At 33.7% G+C, this 3,013-nt stretch carries 3 protein-coding genes; 2 read left to right on the top strand and 1 reads right to left on the bottom strand.

What is annotated here, in order from left to right; genetic code table 11:
• Positions 1-152: 152 nt before the first annotated feature.
• Complete coding sequence (locus DIU01_RS03380) at positions 153-350, top strand: hypothetical protein (RefSeq protein ID WP_290831839.1); 198 nt, start codon at positions 153-155, stop codon at positions 348-350.
• A 133-nt stretch (positions 351-483) separates the two neighbouring features.
• Here DIU01_RS03380 and DIU01_RS03385 read toward each other — a convergent pair whose 3' ends face one another.
• Positions 484-894, bottom strand: coding sequence for a DUF4293 domain-containing protein (locus DIU01_RS03385; protein WP_290831840.1), 411 nt, complete (start codon positions 892-894; stop codon positions 484-486).
• Positions 895-1,078: 184 nt separating this feature from the next.
• Between DIU01_RS03385 and rho the strand changes: the two genes are divergently transcribed.
• Positions 1,079-2,821, top strand: coding sequence for a transcription termination factor Rho (gene rho, locus DIU01_RS03390; RefSeq protein ID WP_290831841.1), 1,743 nt, complete (start codon positions 1,079-1,081; stop codon positions 2,819-2,821).
• Positions 2,822-3,013 lie beyond the last annotated feature (192 nt).

A 3,013-nucleotide genomic window follows, 5' to 3' on the forward strand; every position in this document is an offset into this window, starting at 1 on the left:
TTTTAGAAAAACTTGGAATGGAAAGCTGGATTGGCTTCTAACAAAAAAATCCTAAACTTTCGTTCAGGACTTTCTTCGCACAAATAAACTTAGTATCGTATCTAATTTTAAAAAAAATGTATATTTGATAAATTTAAATCACAATGGAAAATATGGAAAGTAAATCAAAAAAGAATATTTCGATTTTTATGATAGTTGGTGGTTTATTGGTTTTAGGGAATTACTCACTAAAATTGATTAATGAAGAAAACGATTCAAATAACAATTCAATTATTGTTGGTTGTGCATCAGTAATTATTGCCATTGGTGTTTTTTCTTTATTAAAAACTACTAATAAAAGCAAAATATAGTTTTTAATTTTTGTAGTACTAGCCCAGTTTGTTTTAGAAAAACTTGGAATGGAAAGCTGGATTGGCTTCTAACAAAAAAATCCCAAACTTTCGTTCGGGACTTTCTTCGCACTAATAAACTAAGTTTATAGGTTTATCTCAATCGGTCAACAGATTTTACGAGATCTTCATCCTTCTTGATAGCTTTGTTGGCCAAAACTAACATTACGATAGAAATGATAGGAAGAAACATCCCAATACCTTTCTCAGAAACTACAGGAGTTTCTCCAGATAAATTTAGTGAACGATAAACAAATAATCCTAATAAAATTAAATTTAATATCATATTCAATCTGTTGAAAACAAATTGTTGTTGTCTTTTCTTAAACGATATTATACTAATTAAGGCCAATGTTGTACTTAAACCAAACAAAGATGAGTAAACTATATTTCCCATGAAGTAATAGTCTTTTCCGCCAACTTGCCATAAAGGAAAGACAAACGGAAGCACTCCCGAGATAATAAAAGCTACTGCTAGATAAATTGTTTGAATTCGTTGTAACATTATTACGTATTTATACCGCAAAAATATATTTTCTTTTTTTAAAAAACTATTGCTTGAACGAAATTTATTCGTATTATTGCATAACAAATCCGTAAGTACTTCAAAAACACGGATGTTTCACTAGAAAATTTACCCCACATTTTGTATTGTCAATCAATTACCACAAAAATATATAAAAACATTTATGTTTGATAGTTCTGCATTAAAAGGAATGAAGTTAACTGAACTTCAAGAAATTGCCAAATTGGCTAAAACCATAAAATTTAACGGTGTAAAAAAGGATGCTTTAATTGAGCAAATTTTAGTACATCAAGCTGCTACTGCTGCTGAAAAACCTCAGGAAAAAGTAGTTGCGCCCAAAGAAGAAAAAATAAAAAGAGCTAGAATTGCTCCAGATGCTTCGCCTAAAATAGAAAAGAATACTACTGATTTGTTTTCGGAAGATGTTGTAAATGTTGCTCAGCCAGCAAGCGTTGCAGAAGAAGTTCAAGAAGTTCAAGAAGTTCCTGTCAAGGCTGAAAAGTTTCAGAAGAAACCAAAATTCATCAAACCTGCAAAAGTAACTTCAGAAGAACAACCTTCTACAGATGAAACTCCAAAAGAAGAAGTTGTAGCGTCAGAAACTTCATCAGAAACATCACAAGAAACTCCGGTAAAGCCTAAGAATCCGAATCAAAATCCGAATCAGAAGCATAAAAACCAAAATCCAAACCAAAATCCGAATCAAAACGGTAACGGTAATCCAAATCAAAATCCAAATCAAAAACATAAAAATCAAAAATCTAATAACTTTAGAGATGCCGATTATGAGTTTGACGGAATCATAGAAAGTGAAGGCGTTCTCGAAATGATGCCTGATGGTTACGGATTTTTACGTTCATCAGATTATAATTATTTAGCTTCACCAGATGATATTTATTTATCAACATCACAAATTCGTTTATTCGGATTAAAAACTGGAGATACAGTAAAAGGAGTGGTTCGTCCGCCAAAAGAAGGCGAGAAGTTCTTTCCATTAGTTAGAGTTTTAAAAATCAACGGACACGATCCGCAAGTAGTTCGCGATAGAGTTTCATTCGAACACTTAACACCAATATTTCCACAAGAAAAATTCAATATTGCCGGCAAGCAAGCCAGTACGTCAACAAGAATTATCGACTTGTTTTCACCAATAGGAAAAGGACAACGTGGAATGATCGTGGCGCAACCAAAAACAGGTAAAACAATGTTGCTAAAAGACATTGCCAATGCCATTGCTGCCAATCATCCAGAAGTTTATTTAATTGTTTTATTAATAGACGAACGTCCAGAAGAGGTAACCGATATGCAACGTAGCGTTCGTGGTGAAGTTATCGCTTCAACTTTCGACCGTGAACCAATGGAACACGTGAAAATCGCTAATATAGTTCTTGAAAAATCAAAACGTTTGGTAGAATGTGGTCACGATGTAGTGATTCTTTTAGATTCGATTACGCGTTTGGCACGAGCTTACAATACGGTTCAACCAGCATCAGGAAAAGTACTTTCAGGTGGAGTTGATGCCAACGCATTGCAAAAACCAAAACGTTTCTTCGGAGCAGCACGTAATGTAGAAAACGGTGGTTCACTTAGTATTATTGCAACAGCATTAACAGAAACTGGATCTAAAATGGACGAAGTAATCTTCGAAGAATTCAAAGGAACAGGTAACATGGAATTACAATTAGACAGAAAAATTGCCAACCGTAGAATTTTCCCAGCCATCGATTTAACGTCTTCAAGTACACGTCGCGACGATTTATTATTAGACGAAAACACGCTAAAACGCATGTGGATTCTACGTAAATTCCTAGCCGATATGAACCCAGTAGAAGCAATGGATACCATCAACGATAAAATCAAAAAGACAAGAAATAACGACGAGTTTCTTATTTCTATGAATGATTAAATTTTAATTATTCAATATACAATAACCGAGCAGCAATGTTCGGTTTTTTTGTTTTTAGGACTTGTGCTGATAAATATCAGGAGCGAATGGCTTGGGCATTTATTGCCATCCATTTTCCTGCTATCCATTACAATCTTTTATCAATTGCCTTGGGTTTAAACCCAAGGCAATTGATAAAAGGATTTCCATTAC

The sequence above is a fragment of the Flavobacterium sp. genome (assembly GCF_003525665.1).
GTDB lineage: Bacteria > Bacteroidota > Bacteroidia > Flavobacteriales > Flavobacteriaceae > Flavobacterium.